This window comes from Terrabacter sp. BE26 (assembly GCF_041941675.1).
In the GTDB taxonomy this organism is placed as follows: Bacteria; Actinomycetota; Actinomycetes; order Actinomycetales; family Dermatophilaceae; genus Terrabacter.
This window is the reverse complement of record NZ_CP090122.1, coordinates 306872-323480: the sequence shown is the minus strand read 5'-3', so window position 1 is coordinate 323480 and position 16609 is coordinate 306872. Positions and strand designations below refer to the sequence as shown.

Below are 16609 nucleotides of genomic sequence, written 5' to 3'. Positions count from 1 at the left end.
AAACTTACTCCCGCTGCAGGGGAGGTTGTGGACTGCGACACAGCACAATCTGAAGTGAGGTTCAGATCGTGATGTGCGGGCGACCGGCGTGCGGGCTCGTTCCTGCGCCCGGATAGGCTGTCGCGTATGGCTGATTTCGATCTTGTTGTGCTCGGTGCCGGTCCTGGTGGCTACGTCGCGGCGATCCGCGCGTCGCAGCTCGGCAAGAAGGTCGCCGTGGTCGAGAAGCAGTACTGGGGCGGCGTCTGCCTCAACGTCGGCTGCATCCCGAGCAAGGCGCTGCTGCGCAACGCGGAGATCGCGCACATCATCACGCACGAGAAGAAGACCTTCGGCATCGAGGGCGAGGCCACGATGTCCTACGGGCCGACGCACTCGCGCAGCCGCTCGGTGGCCGACGCCAGCGCCAAGGGCGTCCACTACCTCATGAAGAAGAACAAGATCGAGGAGATCGACGGCTGGGGCACCATCACGTCGGCCACCTCGATGGAGGTCGAGCTCAACGACGGTTCCCAGCGCTCGGTCACCTTCGACCACCTCATCATCGGCACCGGCGCCCAGGTGCGGATGCTGCCCGGCATGCAGGTCAGCGACAACGTCGTGACCTACGAGGAGCAGATCCTCGACGCCGACCTGCCCGGGTCGATCATCATCGGCGGGTCGGGTGCCATCGGTGTCGAGTTCGCCTACGTCATGAAGAACTTCGGCGTCGACGTCACCATCGTCGAGTTCCTCGACCGCATGGTCCCGACCGAGGACCCTGACGTGTCCAAGGAGCTGCTGCGCCAGTACAAGAAGCTCGGCGTCAAGGTCCTGCTGTCCACCGCCGTCAAGAACGTCGAGGACACCGGCTCGGGCGTGCGCGTCACGGTGGCCCCGGCCGCCGGGGGAGACGAGACCGTCCTCGAGGCGGACAAGTTCCTCGCGGCCTTCGGCTTCGCCCCGCGCACCGAGGGCTACGGCCTCGAGTCGCTGGGCCTGCAGATGACCGAGCGCGGTGCCATTGCCGTCGACGGCCGCGGCCGCACGAGTGTGCCCAACGTCTTCGCCATCGGTGACGTCACGGCCAAGCTGATGCTGGCGCACACCGCCGAGGCCATGGGCGTCGTCGCCGCCGAGACCATCGCCGACGCCGAGACGATGGAGCTCAACTTCGACATGATCCCGCGGGCGACCTTCTGCCAGCCTCAGATCGCCTCGTTCGGCTACACCGAGGCGCAGGCCAAGGAGAAGGGCTACGACGTCAAGACCGCCAGCTTCCCCTTCTCGGCCAACGGCAAGGCGCGCGGCATGGCCGAGGGCGTCGGCTTCGTCAAGATCGTCGCCGACGCCGAGCACAACGAGCTGCTCGGCGCCCACCTGATCGGCCCCGAGGTGACCGAGCTGCTGCCGGCGCTGACCCTGGCCCAGCAGTGGGACCTCACCGCCGACGAGGTCGCCCGCAACGTCTTCGCCCACCCGACGCTGAGCGAGGCTGTGAAGGAAGCCATCGAGGGCATCGCGGGGCACATGATAAACCTCTGAGCGCCCGCCGCCCAGACGACGTATGCCGTCCGCTCACCTCGAGCGGACGGCATCCGTCGTCTTCCGGCACACGCCTGAAGACAGCTAGACGCCCCCGCGGAGTCCGCGGGGGCGTCTACCTCAGGCTGGTGGTGCGACCGGTCAGTACCAGTGCTTCCGGCCGCCGATGGCGCGACCCGTGGCGCCGAGCACGTAGAGCACGATGCCGATGACCAGGAGGATGGCGCCGATCGTGACGAGGATGCTGAGTGACTTCACCAGCAGTCCGATGACCAGCAGGATGATGCCGAGAATGATCATGGTGTCGCCTAGCTCCTTCAAGTGGGGTTCCCGAGCAAGCATCTACGTACCCGCAGACGACCGGCACCGAACGCACGCACCGGTCACGAAACGGTCACACCGGTTCGACGTGCCGATTATGGCGGCCCCCCGCCCGCTGTTACGCTGGGAGACGCCGTAGAGCGGCCGCGGACACACAGCGCCCAGGTGGACCTGCCCTGGAGCACCGCGCAACGAGAATGAGAAGGAGTCGGTCATCCATGCCTTTGGACGCTGACGTGAAGAAGCAGATCATGACCGAGTACGCCACGGTCGAGGGCGACACCGGCTCTCCCGAGGTCCAGATCGCGATGCTGACGCAGCGCATCAAGGACCTCACCGAGCACGCTCGGGCCCACAAGCACGACCACCACAGCCGTCGTGGTCTCCTCCTGCTGGTCGGCCGGCGCAAGCGCATGCTGCGCTACCTCGAGGCCACCGACATCGAGCGCTACCGTTCGCTGATCAAGCGACTCGGCCTGCGTCGATGAGTTCCTGACGAAAGGCGGTCACCGCGTCTGCGGAGACCGCCTTTCGTCATAGGTGGCGGCGTCCGACGCCCCGTCGGCCGCCGCACCAGGGCCACCCGGCCCGAAGAAGAAACCACGCACACAACGACGATGTGCGGGGCACATGAGAAAAAGAAAGCGAGGGCCCACATGGAGGGTCCAGACATCACCTTCGCCGAGGCCGTCATCGACAACGGCAGCTTCGGCACCCGCACGGTCCGATTCGAGACCGGCCGCCTGGCCAAGCAGGCCGGCGGCGCGGTCACGGCCTACCTCGACGACGAGACGGTGCTGCTGTCGACGACGACCGCCGGCAAGCAGCCGAAGGACCAGTTCGACTTCTTCCCCCTGACGGTCGACGTCGAGGAGCGGATGTATGCCATCGGCAAGATCCCGGGAAGCTTCTTCCGTCGTGAGGGCCGCCCGTCCACCGAGGCGATCCTCACCTGCCGCCTCATCGACCGCCCGCTGCGCCCGACCTTCAAGAAGGGCCTGCGCAACGAGGTCCAGGTCGTCATCTCGGTGTTCTCGCTGAACCCCGACCACATGTACGACGTGCTCGCCATCAACGCGGCCAGCGCCTCGACGCAGATCTCCGGCCTGCCCTTCTCGGGCCCGATCGGTGGCGTGCGCGTCTCGCTCATCGACGGCCAGTGGGTCGCCTTCCCGAACTTCTCCGACATCGAGCGCTCGGTCTTCGACATGGTCGTCGCCGGTCGCGTCGTCGGTGACGACGTCGCCATCATGATGGTCGAGGCCGAGTCCACCGAGTCGACGTGGGACCTGGTCAAGAACCAGGGCAAGCAGGCGCCGACCGAGGAGGTCGTGGCCGAGGGCCTCGAGGCCTCCAAGAAGTTCATCAAGCAGCTGTGCGAGGCCCAGGCCCAGCTCGCTGCCCAGGCCGCCAAGCCGGTCCAGGACTTCCCGATCTTCCTCGACTACCAGGACGACGTCTACGCCGCGGTCGAGGCCGCCGTGTCCGACGAGACGGCCGCAGCCCTGACCATCGCCGGCAAGCAGGAGCGCGAGGAGCGCCTCGACGCCATCAAGGAGAGCGTCAAGGCCCAGCTCGCCGAGCAGTTCGCCGGCCGCGAGAAGGAGATCTCCGCAGCCTTCCGCGCGGTGCAGAAGAAGCTGATCCGCCAGCGCATCCTGCGCGACAAGGTCCGCATCGACGGCCGTGGCCTTGCCGACATCCGCGCCCTCGGTGCCGAGGTCGAGGTCCTGCCGCGCACGCACGGCTCGGCCATCTTCGAGCGCGGAGAGACCCAGATCATGGGTGTCACCACGCTCAACATGCTCAAGATGGAGCAGCAGCTCGACACCCTCTCGCCGGTGACGCGCAAGCGCTACATGCACAACTACAACTTCCCGCCCTACAGCACCGGTGAGACCGGCCGCGTCGGTTCGCCGAAGCGCCGCGAGATCGGTCACGGCGCCCTGGCCGAGCGTGCGCTCGTGCCGGTGCTGCCGACCCGCGAGGAGTTCCCGTACGCGATCCGCCAGGTGTCCGAGGCGCTCGGCTCCAACGGCTCGACGTCCATGGGTTCGGTCTGTGCCTCCACGATGTCGCTGCTCAACGCCGGTGTGCCGCTGCGCGCCTCCGTCGCCGGCATCGCGATGGGTCTCGTCTCCGACACCGTCGACGGGCAGACGCAGTACGCCGCGCTCACCGACATCCTCGGCGCCGAGGACGCCTTCGGCGACATGGACTTCAAGGTCGCCGGCACCAAGGAGTTCGTCACGGCCATCCAGCTCGACACGAAGCTCGACGGCATCCCCGCGTCGGTCCTCGCCGGCGCGCTGACCCAGGCCCGTGAGGCGCGACTGCACATCCTCGACGTCATGGCCGAGGCCATCGACGCGCCCGACGAGATGAGCCCGTACGCCCCGCGCATCATCACCGTGAAGGTCCCCGTCGACAAGATCGGTGAGGTCATCGGCCCGAAGGGCAAGATGATCAACCAGATCCAGGACGAGACGGGCGCCGACATCTCGATCGAGGACGACGGCACCGTGTTCATCGGTGCGGTCGACGGACCCTCGGCTGAGGCGGCTCGCGCGGCGATCAACGCCATCGCGAACCCGACGATGCCCGAGGTCGGCGAGCGCTTCCTCGGCACCGTGGTCAAGACGACGACGTTCGGCGCGTTCGTCTCGCTGCTGCCCGGCAAGGACGGCCTGCTGCACATCTCCGAGGTGCGCAAGCTCGTCGGCGGCAAGCGGATCGACAACGTCGACGACGTCGTCAAGATCGGCCAGAAGATCCAGGTCGAGCTCAAGGAGATCGACCCGCGCGGCAAGCTGAGCCTGGCCGCGGTCCTCCCCGAGGGCCAGGGCGACCAGGGCGCCGAGGCCGGTGACACTGGCTCGACCGAGGCTCCTGCCGAGGCCTGACCCGTCCGGCAATCAGGTCCGAACCACGCGAGCGGCCCGTCACCTCAAGGGGTGACGGGCCGCTCCACTGTCGGCGGCGGACGGCATACGCAGTCGTCTGCCGTCTGGCAGGCCGCTCAGCGCATGTTGCCGGTGTGGCCGAGGGAGAAGCGGCCCGGTTGGGGCCAGACGAGGACCCCGTGGGGGCCCGAGTCGGTGCGGATCCGCGAGATCAGGTGACCGTTGCGGGTGTCGATGACGTAGACCTCGGCGCTGTAGCGACCGCTCAGCCACAGCTGGCTGCCGTCGGCCGTCACACCGCCCATGTCGGGCGTCGCGTGCCCCGGCAGCCTCCACGTCGTGGCGGGCCGGCCGGTGGCCGCGTCGAAGACGCTGATCGTCCCGGCGTCGCGGTTGGAGACGAAGATCCGGCGCGCGTCGCGTGAGGGGTAGATGCCGTGGGCGCCCATGTCGGTGTGCACGAAGTGGTCGATGCGGAAGGTGCTGGCGTCGAGGAACCAGACGCCGTTGCGCAGCATGTCGGCGACCATGAACCGCCTGCCGTCGGGGGTGAGCCGCACGTCCTGCGGCATCGCGTTCGCGCCTTTGGCGAGCTCCATGCGCGGCCCACCCATGGGGCTGTTCGGCGGCGTGGCCCCCGGGGTCTTGATCTGGTTGAGGTCGAGCACCTTTTTGACACGGGTGGCGGCGGCGTCGACGACGAGCAGCCGACCGCTGAACTCGCAGCTGGCGACGAACGTCTTGAGGTCGGCGGTGAAGTCGGCGTGGTTGACGCCCGCGCAGGCGGGGACCGGCAGCGAGCGCACGAGCTTCATCGTGCGGGCGTCGCGCACGTCGATGGCCCGGAACCGCGAGGCCATGACGAGCGCGTACCGGCCGTCGGGGGTGAAGTAGAGGTTGTACGGGTCGCGGACGGCGACCGGCTTGCCCACCGCGCCGGTCGTCGGGTCGATCGGCGTCAGGGCGTCGCCCTTGTCGGAGTTGACCCAGAGTCGGGTCATGTCCCAGTTCGGCACCACGTGCTCGGGTGAGCTCGGCACGCGGACGCGCTTGACGACGTGTCGCGTCCGGGGGTCGATGATCTCGAGGGTGCCGGCGATCTGGTTGGGCACGTAGACCAGCCGCCTGGCGTGCACGGCCGCTCCGGTGAGCGCATTGGCGCCGGTGTGCAGGTAGGGCTCGGTCAGGGTCCGGGCGGCGCCGTCCGCAGCCGTGCCCGTGGTCGTGGCCGAGCCGGACGGCGTGGAGGAGCCGGACGACGTGGCGGCGGCCGGGTGGGAGCTGCTCGTCGTGCGGTTGACCGACGTCTGGGTCTCCGTGCCCGTCTGCGGGCTCGTGCACGCAGCCAGGACGAGCGAGACCAGGGTGGCCGCGCCCAGCGCACCAGCGCCGGCACGGCGCGCTCTCGCCTGGTTCATGCCACCAACCTAGTCATCGCCACGGCCTGGAGGGACCGGGACCCGAGACCTCGCAGGATGGTCGGCAGGGCGTCGATCGTGCCGGGGTGGCCGAGGTGCAGGCTGACGATGGAGCCGGGCTGCACGCCGCCGAGGGTGCGGGCGGCGACGGCCGCTGCGCCCGGGTCCTGGTAGTCCGCGGGGTCGACGTCGTAGGAGATGCACCGTGCGTAGCCGCTGGCGCGGGCGGCTGTCCGGATGGTCGGGGTGGAGGTCGGCGTGCCCGAGGGCCGGAACAGGTAGGGGGAGGAGCCGTCGATGGCCGCGACGGCCCGAGCACCCTTCTCGATCTCGTCCCTGGCCGCGGCAGCCGAGAGCCGCGGGAGCGTCTGGTGCGACCAGGTGTGGTTACCGAGGTCGTGCCCGGCCGCCACGATCGCCCGGCCGAGATCCGGGTGGTCCGAGAGCCAGGTGCCGACCGCGAAGACCGTCACGTGGGCGCCTTGGTCGGCCAGGATCCGGAGGGCACGCCGGGTCAGAGCAGGGTCGCCGGCACCGTGGAAGGTCAGGGCGACGGCGCGCACGGAGGTCGGGCCGTGTCGCACGTCCGGACCGGGCGTGCGCAGCAGCGCGGGTACCGCGTCCGTCGCGGAGGCGCCCGATCCCGGCGTCCCTGGCCTGCCGGAGGAGGATCCGTTGGGCGTGGGGGCCGCGGCCGGGCTCCCGGCCGTGGTCGACGAGGCTGAGGACGCTTCAGGCTGGGGGCTGCTCGGGGAGCACGCGGCGACGCTGAGGCCGACCCCGACGGCGGAGGCCAGGCCTCCGCCGATCAGCGCGCGTCGACCGACGACGGGATTCTCTTCGGACACGGGGGCATCATTCCCACAACTGCTGAACTTCGGCTGGGACACGCCGTGGCGCCGAAGGCGACGCCTGCAGCAGGCTCCGGGGACTGTCCGCGGTGCTGGTGGACAGCGTGGACGCAGGCATGGGCAGGGCCGTGAAGGCGTAGGTGCCGCAGGTGCTGTCGTAGTCGCGGGTCGAGTCCCACCACTGCGAGAGGTAGACCTTGCCGCCCGAGAAGCTCGGCCGCGTGCACCGGTCCAGCGCCTCGTTCGGGTCGTCGAGGGTGCCCGCCGTGGCCCAGACCGGCACCCCCGGCAGCCTCCAGGAGCCCGTGATCTCCCGCCAGCCCGACGCGTTGGAGTAGACCCCGTAGGGGTAGCCCGCCTCACGCAGCCCGCGCATCAGACCCTCGAGCACGTAGCGGTTCTCGCGATGCTGCGTCGCGGTGCTCGTCGGCCACGGCCGCGATGCGTGCGTCTCGACGTCGACCCAGACGAGTGGGGGACGCCACGCGACCTTCCCGAGGGTGCTCACGGCATACCTCGCCTCGGCGTAGCCGACGTTGGAGAGCCGCGCCGCCCGCTGCGTCGCCCGCCACGGGCCGCGGGAGCCGTATGCCGCCTGCTGCGCGGCCGTCGGAAAGGTGGCCATCGTGTACGCCTGGGCGGGCTTGGACCGGTCACCGAACCACTGGACCTGGCTCGCGAGACAAGGGTTCTCGGTGAAGGCCCGGCCCTTCGTGAGGCCGACGACGACGAACATCGCGGTGTCGGGCGGCATCGGCTGCGCATAGCCGCCGACCGCGGTCGGGCACTGTGGCCACGAGACGTCGTTGCCGAAGAGCACCGCGGCAGGCGCTCCCGATGCAGCCCACAGGGCGAGGGCGGCCCCGAGGGCCATCACCGAGAGCAGGGCCGCGCGGCGCAGCCGACCCGGGACACCTCCGCTCCGCACAGAGACGACCATTGCAACCACCTCCGCGGACCCTCCCAGTGTGCGTCGCGCAGCACCTGCCCGGGCCTCCTTCGTGGCCGACGGCGCCGGGTTCGACGTGGCCCGTCCGGCGCCCGCGCTGCTCGTTACGCTGGGCCGGTGACTGACACGACAGGCCAGCCCTCCGGTGACCTCAAGGTCGCCGTCATCGGTGCCGGGGGACGGATGGGCTCCGAGGCCGTCCGCGCGATCGAGGCGGCCGCCGGGCTGTCGCTGGTCGGCGCCTACGGCTCCGCCGACGACCTGGATGACCTCGGGGGAGCGGACGTGGCGGTCGAGCTCACCGTGCCGGCAGCCTCACCGGCCAACGTGGCGCACTGCGTCGAGCGGGGCGTCCACGTCGTCGTCGGCACCACGGGATGGGACGACGAGCGGCTGGAGACGCTGCGCGCGCAGGTGGCTGCCGCGCCGACGCCGGCGGTCGGCGACCGTGTCGGTGTCCTGGTCGCACCGAACTTCGCGATCGGCGCGCTGCTGATGATGTCCTTCGCAGCCAAGGCGGCTCCCTTCTTCGAGTCGGTCGAGGTGATCGAGCTGCACCACCCCGCCAAGGTGGACGCGCCCTCGGGGACGGCCGCCCGCACGGCTGCGATGGTCGCCGCCGCCCGGGCCGACGCCGGCTGCGCGCCCGTGCCCGACGCCACGACGCACGACCCGGAGGGCGCCCGCGGTGCCCGGGTCGACGGCATACCGGTCCACTCCGTGCGGCTGCGCGGGCTCACGGCGCACCAGGAGGTCCTGCTCGGCAACGCCGGGGAGATGCTGACGCTGCGACACGACTCGTTCGACCGCGGCAGCTTCATGCCGGGAGTGGTTGCGGCCGTCCGCGCCGTGGCAGACCACCCGGGGGTCACGATCGGGCTCGAGCACTACCTCGGCCTGGCGTGAGCGCCGTCGTGCGGCGGGCCTGACGTGGCGATCCCCAAGGTCGTCCTCTTCTACGCCTTCCGGCCGCTCGCGGACCCCGAGGCCCTGCGCCTCTGGCAGCGCGACCTGTGCGAGGGCCTCGGGTTGCGCGGTCGGATCCTGCTGTCGCGACACGGGATCAACGCGACCGTGGGCGGCGACGTGACGGTGCTCAAGGCGTACGTCCGCAAGACCCGCGAGTACGCGCCGTCCCGTGACATCGACGTGAAGTGGAGCGACGGGACGGGCCTCGACGCCCAGGGCCGCAGCGTCGACTTCCCGCGCCTGCTCGTCAAGGTGCGCGAGGAGATCGTCTCCTTCGGAGTGCCCGACGAGGTGGTCGTCGACGAGGGCGGCGTCGTCGGGGGAGGCGCGCGCCTGACGCCGGACGAGCTCGACGGCCTGGTGGCCGAGCGCGGCGACGAGGTGGTGCTGCTCGACGGGCGCAACGCCGTGGAGGCCCAGCTGGGCCGGTTCCGCGGCGCCGTCGTGCCGGACATCCGGCACACCGCCGACTTCGTCAGGCAGCTCGACTCGGGACGGTGGGACCACCTGCGGGGGCGTCCGGTCGTGACCTACTGCACGGGCGGGATCCGTTGCGAGGTGCTGACGAGCCTGATGCGCTCACGCGGGTTCGAGGAGGTCTACCAGCTCGACGGCGGCATCGTGCGCTACGGCGAGCAGCGTGGCGACCGCGGGCTCTGGGAGGGACACCTCTACGTCTTCGACGAGCGGATGAGCGTCGCGTTCAGCGACGAGGCCGCGCACCTGGCCCGCTGCCACGTGTGCGACGTCCCGACGAGCCGGATGCACAACCGCGAGGACCTGCCCCGGCGTCCCCTGCAGCCGGTCTGCGACGCGCACTCCTGAGGGCTGGCGGCCGGACGTCTCAGGCCCAGCCCAGCGCCCGCAGGGCGGCCGCCGTCGCGGCACCGAGCACCACCACGACGAGGAACGGCGCCCGCAGCAGGAGCGCCACGACCGCGACGGCCACGGCGACGGCGCGTGCGTCGAGCACGAACGTGCCGCCGGGGCCGGTGAAGGCCTGGGTGGCCACGAGGGCCGCGAGCAGCGCGATCGGCAGGGCGCCGGTGATCCGTCGCACCCGTGGCTGCTCGAGCAGGTGGGCGGGCACGAGGTGTCCGGCGAGCTTGGTGCCGAAGGCGACCAGGGCCGCGACGAGGATGGCGGTCCAGAGGCTCACGACTGCGCCGCCCTCGGGCTGCGCCAGGCGAGCAGGCACGCCGCTGCTGCCGCCACGACGGGTATGCCGGGTGGCATCGTCGGCGACAGCACCACCGCCACGACGGCGCCGAGCACGGCGATCGCGACCGCGTCGCGGCTGCGCAGCCGGGGCCAGAGCAGGGCGGTGAACGCGGCGCAGGCCGCGGCGTCGAGGCCGTAGGTGCGCGGGTCACCGATGAGGTTGCCGATGAGGGCGCCGGCGAGGGTGGTGAGGTTCCACAGGACGAAGACCGTCAGCCCGGTGAGCCAGAAGCCGAGGCGCGAGGTGCGCTCCTCGCGCTGGGCCACTGCCACCGCCGTGGACTCGTCGATGGTCAGGTGCGCGGCCGCCACCTTCCTGGCCCCGCGGACACCGAGCAGGTGGGTGAGCTCGAGGGCGTAGAGGCCGTTGCGGATGCCCAGCATGGACGATGCCGCGATGGCTGCAGGTGCGGCGCCCAGGCCGTTCGCGATGATCCCGACGAAGGCGAACTGCGAGCCGCCGGTGAACATCAGCAGCGAGAGCGCCATCGCCTGCCAGGTGCTGAGACCGGCGGCGACGGCGAGCGCGCCGAAGCTGATGCCGTAGGCGCCGGTGGCGACGCCGACGGACAGGCTCTGTCGCACGATCGCCCGCTTGGCGTCGGGCACGGGGGCCGCGGTCACTCCTGCCCCGTCACGCCCGCCGACATCCGGACCTCGCGGGCGGTCCGGCCGTCCTCGGAGACGACGCGCTCGCGCTGGGCGCCATCGACCCCGAGTCCCGCCGCGGCGAGGAAGCCCTGGGTGTGCTCGTCGTCGGCGAGCACCCAGGCGGTCAGCTCGTCGGCGCCGCGGCCGCGAGCGGTGTCCACGACCGCATTCAGCAGGCGCGAGCCGTGGCCCTGCCGGCGGGCGTCGGGGTGCACGCCCAGGACCAGCAGCTCGGACGCTTTCTCGCCGTCCGGGTCGGGGGAGGGGCCCACCGCGGCGAAGCCGACGACCTGCTCGCCGGCGCACGCCACGAGCAGCAGGTGGTCGCCGGAGGGCGCGTCACCCAGGGAGGAGCGCCAGGCGCTCGCGAAGGCGCGGGGCTCGAGCTGCGCGAGGACCTCCTCGGCCAGCACGCCGGCATACGCCTCCCGCCAGATCACCGACTGGACGAGGCCGACCGCCGGTGCATCGGAGACCCGGGCGACGCGGACGCTGGCATCGGCCACGGGCCCGGGCTCGTGGGAGTGGCCGTGCTCGTGGTCGTGGTCGTGGTGGTGACCGTGGGGGCTCTGCTCGTCGTGTGCCACCCCAGCATCTTCTCAGGCGCCCCCCGCCCGGCCGGCGACGGCTCCTGCCGCCCGGCGGCCCCGGCTTTGGACGCTCACGGCCGCATCTCGCATACTGGACTCATGTATGGCAACGACGTCATCGACCCGACGCAACCGCTGAACGCGGCCGAGACGGACGCGTACGACGCGGCCGCGGCACAGCAGGACCAGCGGAACCGGCGGGAGACGGTCGGCGACGACTTCGACGCCCTCATCGCGGCCGACCAGCGCATCGAGCCGCGCGACGCGATGCCGGAGAAGTACCGCGAGACGCTGATCCGGCAGATCGCCCAGCACGCGCACTCCGAGATCATCGGCATGCAGCCCGAGGGCAACTGGATCACCCGGGCGCCGTCGCTGCGCCGCAAGGCCATCCTCATCGCCAAGGTGCAGGACGAGGCCGGCCACGGGCTCTACCTCTACTCCGCCGCCGAGACCCTCGGGGTCGACCGCGCCGAGCTGCTCGACCGGCTCCACGACGGCCGGCAGAAATACTCCTCGATCTTCAACTACCCGACGCTGACGTGGGCCGACTGCGGCGCCATCGGCTGGCTCGTCGACGGCGCGGCGATCATGAACCAGGTGCCGCTGTGCCGCTGCTCCTACGGCCCGTACGCCCGCGCGATGATCCGGGTCTGCAAGGAGGAGAGCTTCCACCAGCGGCAGGGCTTCGAGATCCTCTGGACGCTGATGCGCGGCACCTCCGAGCAGCAGGCGATGGCCCAGGACGCCGCGGACCGCTGGTGGTGGCCGGCGCTCGCGATGTTCGGCCCACCCGACACGGGGGAGGCGGCCAAGGGCGGGCACACCGAGCAGTCGATGGCGTGGGGCATCAAGCGCTTCAGCAACGACGACCTGCGCCAGAAGTTCGTCGACATGATGGTGCCGCAGGCCGAGAGGCTCGGCATCGTGCTGCCCGACCCCGAGCTGCGCTGGAACGAGGAGCGCGGCCACTACGACTTCGGCGAGATCGACTGGGACGAGTTCTGGCGCGTCCTGCGCGGTGACGGTGCCTGCAACGCCGGGCGCATCGCCCACCGCCGTCGGGCCCACGAGGACGGGGCCTGGGTCCGCGAGGCCGCCAACGCGTATGCCGCCAAGCAGGCTCCCAAGGGGCAGCAGAAGGAGAGTGCCGCGTGAGCGGAGCCACGCCCCCGCCCACCGAGGCCGGGGCGCCGTCCCCTGCCCGCACGGAGCGCAGCTGGCCGCTGTGGGAGGTCTTCGTCCGCGGCAAGCGCGGTCTCTCGCACGTCCACGTCGGCTCGCTGCACGCCCCCGACGCCGAGCTGGCGCTGCGCAACGCCCGCGACCTCTACACCCGCCGCCAGGAGGGCGTGTCGATCTGGGTCGTCAAGGCCGACGACATCACGGCGAGCAGCCCCGCCGAGAAGGACTCGTTCTTCGACCCGGCCGCCGACAAGGTCTACCGGCACCCGACCTTCTACGACGTGCCCGAGGATGTCGAGTACCTGTGACGACCCCACAGAGCTCTCCGCCTCGCGCCGGCGCTCCGCGGGAACCCCGGTCGGAGCAGCAGCACGCAACCGGCCCTGACGTCGCTGCCGCCGCCGGGCAGAGCACGACGAAGCCGCATGCCGCGTACCTGCTCGGCCTCGCCGACGACGCGATGGTCTACGCCCAGCGGCTCGCCGAGTGGATGACCAACGCACCGCAGATCGAGGAGGACATGGCGCTCGGCAACATCGCGCTCGACCTCCTCGGCCAGGCGCGCGCCCTCTACCCCTACATCGGGTCCATCGACGGGAGCGGGCGCGGCGAGGACGACTTCGCGATGCAGCGGAGCGAGCGGGACTGGCGCAACGTGCACCTGGTGGAGCAGGAGCGTGGCGACTTCGCCGACGAGATGGCCCGGCTGCTGTGGTTCTCGGCCCGCCAGGTCGAGCTGCACGGCGCGCTGGTCGGGTCCGGCGACGAGGTCGTCGCCGGTGTGGCCGGCAAGGCGCTCAAGGAGGTGCGCTACCACCTCGACCACGCCTCGCTCTGGGTCGTGCGCCTGGGCGACGGCACCGACGAGTCGCACCGGCGCATGCAGGCCGCGCTCGAGCGCGTCCAGCCCTACCTCGACGAGCTGTTCGACGACGACGAGGCGTCGGTGGGGGCGGCCGGCGCCGGGGTGGGCGTGCTGCCGTCGAGCCTGCGAGGCGCTGTCGTGGACCGGGTGGCGCGCGTCGTCGAGCAGGCCACACTGTCCGCGCCCGAGCCGTCGACGTGGCGTTCGCGGGGCGGACGAGCCGGCGTCCACTCCAAGCCCATGGGCTACCTCCTCGCCGAGCTGCAGCACATCGCGCGCTCCTACCCGGGCGCCACGTGGTGAGTGCGGTGGCGGTGGAATCGGCTCTCGCGCGGGCGATCTCGAGCATCCCCGATCCCGAGGTGCCGGTCGTCACCATCGCCGACCTGGGAATCCTGCGGACCGTCGACGTCGACGAGCAGGCGCGCACGGTGGCCGTCACCATCACGCCCACCTACAGCGGCTGCCCGGCCATGGAGGCGATCGCGTCGCGCATCGTCTTCGAGGCCGGACGGCAGGGGTATGCCGCCGACGTCCGCACGCAGCTCTCGCCCGCCTGGACCACGGACTGGATGAGCGACGAAGGGCGAGAGGCCTTGCGCCGCTTCGGCATCGCCCCGCCCGGTGCCGTGGGGCCGGAGGGCTCGCCTGGAGTGCGTGGCCCCGTGCCGGTCGGGATCAGCCGCCACGTCGTGGCCTGCCCGCACTGCGGCTCCAGCGACACCACCGAGATCAGCCACTTCGGCTCGACCGCGTGCAAGGCCCTGCGCCGGTGCAACGCGTGCCTCGAGCCGTTCGACGAGTTCAAGGCCATCTGAATGACCGACGTCACCACGCCGCCCGCCTCCGAGGCCGTCGCGAGCGCTCCTGCTCCCGCGACGTCGGGCCGCCACCGGGCCCGTTTCCACCCGCTCACGGTCGCCTCCGTCGAGCGCCTCACCGACGAGGCCGTCGCCGTGACCTTCGAGGTGCCGGAGGAGCTCGTCGACGAGTTCGCCTTCGAGCCGGGGCAGCACCTCACGCTGCGAGCCACCATCGGGGGCGAGGACGTGCGGCAGTCCTACTCGATCTGCCAGTCGCGTCGCGCCGACCCCACCGGGCGCCGGCTGCGCGTCGCTGCGGCCCGGGTGCCCGAGGGGCGCATGTCGACCTGGCTCAACGACGTCGTCGCGGTCGGTGACGTCGTGGACGTCATGACCCCCCAGGGATCCTTCACGTGCGCGACCCGGGCTGACGGCATACGCCATCACGTCGCCATTGCCGCCGGCTCGGGGATCACGCCGGTGCTCTCGCTGCTGACGTCGGCGCTCGAGGAGGAGCCGGGCTCGCGGGCGACACTGCTCTACGGCAACCGGCGGACGAGCTCGATCATGTTCCTCGAGGAGCTCGAGGACCTCAAGAACCGCTTCCCGGGGCGCTTCCACCTCGTCAACGTGCTCTCGCGGGAGGCCCAGGACGTCGAGCTCTTCCACGGCCGGCTCGACCCCGAGCGGCTCTCGGCGATCTTCGCGGCGCTCGTGCCGGTCGAGTTGGTCGACGAGTGGTACCTGTGCGGGCCGTTCGGCATGGTGACCGGGGCCGAGGCGCTGCTGACGGGGCAGGGCGTGGACCCGCGGCACATCCACCACGAGATCTTCCACGTCGACGAGGGCACCCAGCCGAGGCGCACGGTCGTCGTCGACTCAAGCGGGCCGCCCGAGGCCACCGTGACGGTCAACCTCGACGGCCGGACGACGGTGATCCCGATGCCGAGCCGCGAGGAGACGATCCTCGACGCGACGCTGCGGGCCCGGCCCGACGCGCCCTTCTCGTGCACCAACGGCGTCTGCGGCACCTGCCGGGCCCGCGTGGTGGCCGGCGAGGTGCGGATGGACCGCAACTACGCGCTGGAGCCCGAGGAGGTGGCGGCCGGCATCGTGCTGGCCTGCCAGAGCCACCCGGTCACTGACGAGGTCAGCCTCGACTACGACGCCTGACGGCTCTGGTCGGGCCATTGAGACGGCGATGTGTGCAGCATTCGGTGCCCAGGCACCGAATGCTGCACACATCGCCGGTCATGCTGCAGCCCGGAGGTTCACGACGCACTCAGGCCTGCGGCAGACGCGCGGTGTGCCCCGCCATCCTCGCGCCCGCAACATGTCGGCCACCTCGTCCGCGAGTGCACGCGGAGTCACCGCCACATCGGTCCAGAACGCTCGCACCTTGAGTCGGCCCGCACGGGCGGACGACCGATCCCGTATGCCGTCACGGACTCGGGCGCCCCAGCCGTCGTGTGCGAGGCGACCGTCGACCTCGAGCACCACCTGCTCGGCGACGTAGAGGTTGTCACAGCGCCGTCGCTCGCCGAGGTCGTGCTGGCGCAATGCGGTCGGAAGGCCGTGCGCCCGCTCGACATCGCGGATGTAGCGAACCTCGGCCGCGCTTTCCGCACCGGCCCCGATGTCGGCCAGGCACTCACGAAGCATGGCGCGATGCGTCTGCCCCGGCCGGGAGTCCAGAGCGCTCGCGAGCCGAGCCTCGTCCGTCAGGCGTTGCTGGCACGCACGAGCCGCGCCAGCCAGCACTCGATCGAGCGGTGCCCGCATGCCGAGGTCGAGAACGGTGTGCTCCACGGTGGTGCGGTGCGGCCAGGCCCAGCCGTCTATGCGCTCGTCGAACCGCCTGGACCGCAGGACCTCGATGCCGGGTCGGATGGTCGCTCGACGCCCCACCGGGACGATGACGTGGACCGACTCCGGTTCGCGGCGCTTCAGGCCCCAGGCCAGGGCCGCGCTCGGCCCGCAGAGGGCGACGGGGCCGCCGATGAAGAGCAGGGCCGCGACGGCCCGCACCTCCCAGTCTTCCCGGCCAGGCGCGGTGAGGTAGACGCCCGGGTGTGCGGTCGTCCAGCGACCAGACGTCACCGCCCATCGGATCGCCTCGTCGCCGATACCCGACGCGACCGCCTGTTGCCGGGTGACGAGGCCTGCCTGCCCGGCGACCTGCGCCCGGAGCCGTGGCGTCTCCTCAAGGATCCGATCGGCGCGCATGACCCCATGGTGCCGACGGGTTGCACCCCAGGGGCGCCCCATGCACAGGCATCGCCCCCGCGCGCTCGCTGTGTGCAGGGATCGTGCGCCTGGTCCCGAATGCTGCACACACAGCCCGGCGCGCGGGAAGTGC

General features: G+C 71.3%; 18 protein-coding genes. 10 read left to right on the top strand and 8 right to left on the bottom strand.

All coding sequences use genetic code 11. The annotated features are described in order from the left end of the window. Positions 1–126: 126 nt before the first annotated feature. Entirely contained in the window at positions 127–1524 is a 1398-nt protein-coding gene (lpdA, locus tag LQK93_RS01540; RefSeq protein ID WP_374969821.1) for a dihydrolipoyl dehydrogenase, read from the top strand. A gap of 141 nt (positions 1525–1665) precedes the next feature. On the opposite strand, the gene LQK93_RS01535 is transcribed toward lpdA, so the two are convergent. Continuing rightward, on the bottom strand, positions 1666–1824 hold the full coding sequence (locus LQK93_RS01535; protein ID WP_374969820.1) for a DUF6131 family protein: 159 nt from the start codon (positions 1822–1824) through the stop codon (positions 1666–1668). Between the two features lie 239 nt (positions 1825–2063). Between LQK93_RS01535 and rpsO the strand changes: the two genes are divergently transcribed. Both rpsO and LQK93_RS01525 read left to right on the top strand, forming a co-directional pair. Beyond that, positions 2064–2333, top strand: coding sequence for a 30S ribosomal protein S15 (rpsO, locus tag LQK93_RS01530; protein ID WP_020142650.1), 270 nt, complete (start codon positions 2064–2066; stop codon positions 2331–2333). Positions 2334–2501: 168 nt separating this feature from the next. Then, positions 2502–4748 carry a polyribonucleotide nucleotidyltransferase gene (locus LQK93_RS01525; RefSeq protein WP_374969819.1) on the top strand — a complete coding sequence of 749 codons (2247 nt, stop codon included), beginning with the start codon at positions 2502–2504 and terminating at the stop codon, positions 4746–4748. A gap of 116 nt (positions 4749–4864) precedes the next feature. Here the strand turns inward: LQK93_RS01525 and LQK93_RS01520 are convergent, their stop codons facing one another. From LQK93_RS01520 to LQK93_RS01510, 3 genes are read right to left on the bottom strand one after another with little or no spacing between them, the layout of a single operon-like run. Beyond that, complete coding sequence (locus tag LQK93_RS01520) at positions 4865–6166, bottom strand: YncE family protein (protein ID WP_374969818.1); 1302 nt, start codon at positions 6164–6166, stop codon at positions 4865–4867. Next, positions 6163–7014, bottom strand: coding sequence for a polysaccharide deacetylase family protein (locus LQK93_RS01515; RefSeq protein WP_374969817.1), 852 nt, complete (start codon positions 7012–7014; stop codon positions 6163–6165). The genes LQK93_RS01520 and LQK93_RS01515 overlap by 4 nt, the downstream gene beginning before the upstream one ends. Positions 7015–7021: 7 nt before the next feature. After that, the gene (locus LQK93_RS01510) at positions 7022–7957 is read right to left on the bottom strand and encodes a hypothetical protein (protein ID WP_374969816.1); all 936 of its coding nucleotides are present in this window, start codon (positions 7955–7957) and stop codon (positions 7022–7024) included. A 126-nt stretch (positions 7958–8083) separates the two neighbouring features. On the opposite strand from LQK93_RS01510, the gene dapB reads away from it, so the two are divergent. Continuing rightward, on the top strand, positions 8084–8872 hold the full coding sequence (gene dapB, locus LQK93_RS01505; protein WP_374969815.1) for a 4-hydroxy-tetrahydrodipicolinate reductase: 789 nt from the start codon (positions 8084–8086) through the stop codon (positions 8870–8872). Between the two features lie 24 nt (positions 8873–8896). After that, a complete protein-coding gene (locus tag LQK93_RS01500) occupies positions 8897–9760 on the top strand; it encodes a rhodanese-related sulfurtransferase (protein WP_374969814.1) in 864 nt (287 codons plus the stop codon). Positions 9761–9779: 19 nt separating this feature from the next. Here the strand turns inward: LQK93_RS01500 and LQK93_RS01495 are convergent, their stop codons facing one another. The 3 genes from LQK93_RS01495 to LQK93_RS01485 are packed head-to-tail and all read right to left on the bottom strand — an operon-like array spanning position 9780 to position 11394. Beyond that, positions 9780–10094: an AzlD domain-containing protein gene (locus tag LQK93_RS01495; protein ID WP_374969813.1), complete on the bottom strand. Its 315-nt coding sequence runs from the start codon at positions 10092–10094 to the stop codon at positions 9780–9782. Continuing rightward, a complete protein-coding gene (locus LQK93_RS01490; protein ID WP_374969812.1) occupies positions 10091–10780 on the bottom strand; it encodes an AzlC family ABC transporter permease in 690 nt (229 codons plus the stop codon). Before LQK93_RS01490 ends, LQK93_RS01495 begins: the two co-directional genes overlap by 4 nt. Next, on the bottom strand, positions 10777–11394 hold the full coding sequence (locus LQK93_RS01485) for a GNAT family N-acetyltransferase (RefSeq protein ID WP_374969811.1): 618 nt from the start codon (positions 11392–11394) through the stop codon (positions 10777–10779). The genes LQK93_RS01490 and LQK93_RS01485 overlap by 4 nt, the downstream gene beginning before the upstream one ends. Before the next feature lie 102 nt (positions 11395–11496). Between LQK93_RS01485 and paaA the strand changes: the two genes are divergently transcribed. Genes paaA through paaE form a run of 5 tightly spaced genes read left to right on the top strand, consistent with a single transcriptional unit; the run spans position 11497 to position 15423 of the window. Continuing rightward, positions 11497–12555, top strand: coding sequence for a 1,2-phenylacetyl-CoA epoxidase subunit PaaA (paaA, locus tag LQK93_RS01480; protein WP_374969810.1), 1059 nt, complete (start codon positions 11497–11499; stop codon positions 12553–12555). Further along, positions 12552–12890: a 1,2-phenylacetyl-CoA epoxidase subunit PaaB gene (gene paaB, locus LQK93_RS01475; protein WP_374969809.1), complete on the top strand. Its 339-nt coding sequence runs from the start codon at positions 12552–12554 to the stop codon at positions 12888–12890. The genes paaA and paaB overlap by 4 nt, the downstream gene beginning before the upstream one ends. Beyond that, a complete protein-coding gene (gene paaC, locus LQK93_RS01470; protein WP_374969808.1) occupies positions 12887–13750 on the top strand; it encodes a 1,2-phenylacetyl-CoA epoxidase subunit PaaC in 864 nt (287 codons plus the stop codon). Before paaB ends, paaC begins: the two co-directional genes overlap by 4 nt. Positions 13751–13761: 11 nt before the next feature. After that, the gene (paaD, locus tag LQK93_RS01465; protein WP_374971430.1) at positions 13762–14265 is read left to right on the top strand and encodes a 1,2-phenylacetyl-CoA epoxidase subunit PaaD; all 504 of its coding nucleotides are present in this window, start codon (positions 13762–13764) and stop codon (positions 14263–14265) included. Further along, positions 14266–15423: a 1,2-phenylacetyl-CoA epoxidase subunit PaaE gene (gene paaE / locus LQK93_RS01460; protein WP_374969807.1), complete on the top strand. Its 1158-nt coding sequence runs from the start codon at positions 14266–14268 to the stop codon at positions 15421–15423. Between the two features lie 78 nt (positions 15424–15501). On the opposite strand, the gene LQK93_RS01455 is transcribed toward paaE, so the two are convergent. Continuing rightward, the gene (locus LQK93_RS01455; RefSeq protein WP_374969806.1) at positions 15502–16476 is read right to left on the bottom strand and encodes a type IV toxin-antitoxin system AbiEi family antitoxin domain-containing protein; all 975 of its coding nucleotides are present in this window, start codon (positions 16474–16476) and stop codon (positions 15502–15504) included. Positions 16477–16609: the final 133 nt, after the last annotated feature.

Excerpts from the sequence above, each read along its gene's own strand:
- lpdA (WP_374969821.1), top strand. The coding sequence starts at position 127 with ATGGCTGATTTCGATCTTGTTGTGCTCGGTGCCGGTCCTGGTGGCTAC.
- LQK93_RS01535 (WP_374969820.1), bottom strand. The coding sequence starts at position 1,824 with ATGATCATTCTCGGCATCATCCTGCTGGTCATCGGACTGCTGGTGAAG.
- rpsO (WP_020142650.1), top strand. The coding sequence starts at position 2,064 with ATGCCTTTGGACGCTGACGTGAAGAAGCAGATCATGACCGAGTACGCC.
- LQK93_RS01525 (WP_374969819.1), top strand. The coding sequence starts at position 2,502 with ATGGAGGGTCCAGACATCACCTTCGCCGAGGCCGTCATCGACAACGGC.
- LQK93_RS01520 (WP_374969818.1), bottom strand. The coding sequence starts at position 6,166 with ATGAACCAGGCGAGAGCGCGCCGTGCCGGCGCTGGTGCGCTGGGCGCG.
- LQK93_RS01510 (WP_374969816.1), bottom strand. The coding sequence starts at position 7,957 with ATGGTCGTCTCTGTGCGGAGCGGAGGTGTCCCGGGTCGGCTGCGCCGC.
- paaA (WP_374969810.1), top strand. The coding sequence starts at position 11,497 with ATGTATGGCAACGACGTCATCGACCCGACGCAACCGCTGAACGCGGCC.
- paaE (WP_374969807.1), top strand. The coding sequence starts at position 14,266 with ATGACCGACGTCACCACGCCGCCCGCCTCCGAGGCCGTCGCGAGCGCT.
- LQK93_RS01455 (WP_374969806.1), bottom strand. The coding sequence starts at position 16,476 with ATGCGCGCCGATCGGATCCTTGAGGAGACGCCACGGCTCCGGGCGCAG.